Origin of the sequence: Candidatus Igneacidithiobacillus taiwanensis (assembly GCF_031962545.1) — a bacterium.
GTDB lineage: Bacteria > Pseudomonadota > Gammaproteobacteria > Acidithiobacillales > Acidithiobacillaceae > Igneacidithiobacillus > Igneacidithiobacillus taiwanensis.
On the sequence record NZ_JAVRKK010000211.1, the window covers coordinates 1 to 2772 of the forward strand.

2 protein-coding genes and 1 pseudogene are annotated in these 2772 nt (G+C 59.0%); 1 reads left to right on the forward strand and 2 read right to left on the reverse strand.

Translation table 11 applies throughout. From position 1 onward, the window contains the following. Positions 1-823, reverse strand: an 823-nt coding sequence (locus RTI30_RS13805) for a sigma 54-interacting transcriptional regulator (protein ID WP_312284083.1), incomplete at its 3' end; no start/stop codon positions are given. Further along, complete coding sequence (gene glnL, locus RTI30_RS13810; protein ID WP_312263214.1) at positions 820-1911, reverse strand: nitrogen regulation protein NR(II); 1092 nt, start codon at positions 1909-1911, stop codon at positions 820-822. The genes glnL and RTI30_RS13805, both read right to left, overlap by 4 nt. Positions 1912-2187: 276 nt before the next feature. Between glnL and RTI30_RS13815 the strand changes: the two are divergent. Continuing rightward, a pseudogene (locus tag RTI30_RS13815) lies at positions 2188-2772 on the forward strand (PDC sensor domain-containing protein); the annotation flags it as partial.

Consider the following 2772-nt stretch of genomic DNA (forward strand, 5'->3'; position numbering starts at 1 on the left):
TACGCACATCGGCACGGATTGGGGCATGCCCACCCACACGATAAAAAGTGCCGTCGGAGAGCACTCGCAGCAGGCGCGTCTGCAGCGCCGCGGGCATATCGCCAATTTCGTCGAGAAAGAGCGTGCCGCCGGCAGCCTGCTCGAAGCGGCCCTTGCGCGCCTGCACGGCGCCAGTGAAGGCGCCTTTTTCGTGCCCAAAGAGTTCCGATTCGAGCAGTTCGGCGGGAATCGCCGCTGTGTTGATGGCGACGAAGGGTTCATTTGCCCGCGGGCTATGACGGTGTAAGGCACGGGCGACCAACTCTTTGCCCGAACCAGACTCGCCGAGGATCAGTACATTGATGCTGGAACGCGAAAGACGACCAATGGCCCGATAGACCTCCTGCATGGCCGGTGATTCGCCAATGATTTCCGTGGCACGACGATCAAATCCTGCCTCGTCCTCGCTCGCCTGGGCGCCCTCCACCGACAGGGCGCGCTGCACCAGGGATACGGCATCATCGATATCGAAGGGCTTGGCGAGGTATTCAAAGGCACCGCCTTGGAAGGCGGCGACGGCGTTTTCCAGATCGGAATGGGCAGTAATGATGATCACCGGCAGTTGTGGATGCCGTTGTTGAATCTCCTGCAGAAAACCGAGGCCATCCAGGCCGGGCATGCGTAGGTCGCTAATCACCGCTCCCGGGCGCTCCCGCGCCATGGCCCGCAGCGCAAGATCGGCATCGGCAAAGCTGCGCACCGGAATCTCTGCCTTTTGCAGGGCCTTTTCCAATACCCAGCGAATCGATGGATCGTCATCAATGATCCAGACGGTAGCTTTCATGAAGTCCTCCCATCAGACAGGGGCAGGCGTACGGAAAATACCGTTTCGCCCGGCATGGAACGGCAGTGGACGCTGCCGCCATGGGCGCGCACCAGGTTCTGTACAATGGCCAGACCCATCCCCATGCCCTCGGCGCGACTGGTAACCAAGGGCAGAAAAATCCGCGGCAGCAGTTCTTCGGCAATGCCGGGGCCGTCGTCCATCACATCAACCCGCAGAACCAAGCGATACAAGCGCTGTTGCAAGTTCACAAAACGCTCTACCCGGGTGCGGATCAGGATCATCCCCCGCCCTGCCAGAGCTTGGCGGGCATTGCGTAACAGATTCAGGAAAACCTGCACCAACTGCTCGGGATCTGCCTCAAACTCTGGAATAGAGAGGTCATAATCGAAGCGCAGAGCAACCCCGGTGGGCAAATTGACCTGCAGCAGGCGCCGGACGTGCTCCAATACTTCGTGAATGTTCACCATACGCCGTTGTGGCTGGGCCTTATCACCGCGGAGACGATCCACCAAGCGCCGCAGGCGATCCACTTCGTGTAGGATGATCCGGGTGTACTCATGCAATTCCGGCGAGGGCAGTTCCCGCTCGAGCAGCTGCGCGGCTCCACGCAGTCCGCCGAGGGGGTTCTTGATTTCGTGCGCCAAGCCCACCAGCATTTCCTGCGCCGCTTCAAAGACACGATCCTGCATTTCTTCTTCGGCGCGCCGCAGCGAATCCTCCACCGGGCGCAATTCAAAGATCCAATCTTCCCCCGCCCGACTGCCATTGCAGAGAATATCCACCACCACCCGGCCACCATCGGCCAAGCGTAGGGGAACGGCATAGCGGCTGATCGTGGCGCCGGTACGCCGCACATCCTGGAGTATGCTGGCCAGACTTTCGCCATCTGGCGCTGTACAGAAGGCTTCGAGGGGTTTTCCCACTGCGGCGCTGGCACTGACACGCAAGAGATTCTCAGCGCTGGCATTCAGGTAGATGATCTCCCCGTCTACCGAGAGCAGCAGGACTGCGGCTTCGAGTCCATCGAGAATCAGCAGCGGTTCCGGAGGTACAGGCCGTTTTATACGTCGTTTTCTGGGAATCACGATTCGTTCCTATCGCCGTCTTACCGCAAATACAGCAAAGCCTATGCCATTCCAAAATGCCTATTTTGGGGCGCCGCTGGAACAGAGCTGCACCAGTATAGTGCATGCAGCGAGCTTTCGTCAGATTGGCGCAGAAAAAAGGCGGCCAAGGCCGCCGAAACATTCGAGGAGGAGTGACCATGACAATGATCGAAATGTTCAAAGCAGTTATCGTGCCAACTCACGGCCCGTGCCTTGCTTGGTCTACTGCGTATCATTCTGTGGAGGACGTACGTCATGAATCGCTTCGAACAGTTCCACGAGTCCGAGCGAGAACTACACATTCTCCTGTCGGGGGCAATCGAGAGCATTGCCAGCCCAACCCTGTTTCAGCAGACCCCGCAAGAGCGGCGGCGCACTCTTGCCCACCTTATGCATCGTCATCCCTTTCTCGATCTTCTCTACGTGCTCGATGCCGACGGTATCCAACGCGGCGATAATGTGGTTTGCAGCCGACTACGGGCAGCACGCGGCGGCGATGGCTGCGATCGCAGTCATCGTCCCTATTATCGCCTGGCCATCACGAACCCGGGCCCGGTGGTTACCGACCCGTACCTATCGTTGGCTACCAGTCGTCTCTGCGTCACGGTTGCCCTCGCGATTTACGATCCCCGAGGAGGCGGCTTGCTCGGTATTCTAGTGGCCGATAGCGAAATCGATCGCGTGCTTTCTCTGCTCCAAGAGGACGATACTCGCCGCAGCTTTGAGCCCTTGTTCAAGGTCTTCTACGCACTTTTTTCGTGCGGCCTGCTGCTCGTCAGTGCATCGTTGGGCTTACATGGTTTCGCTGCCCTAGCCAATCTCTGGCGTTGGCAGCATCCG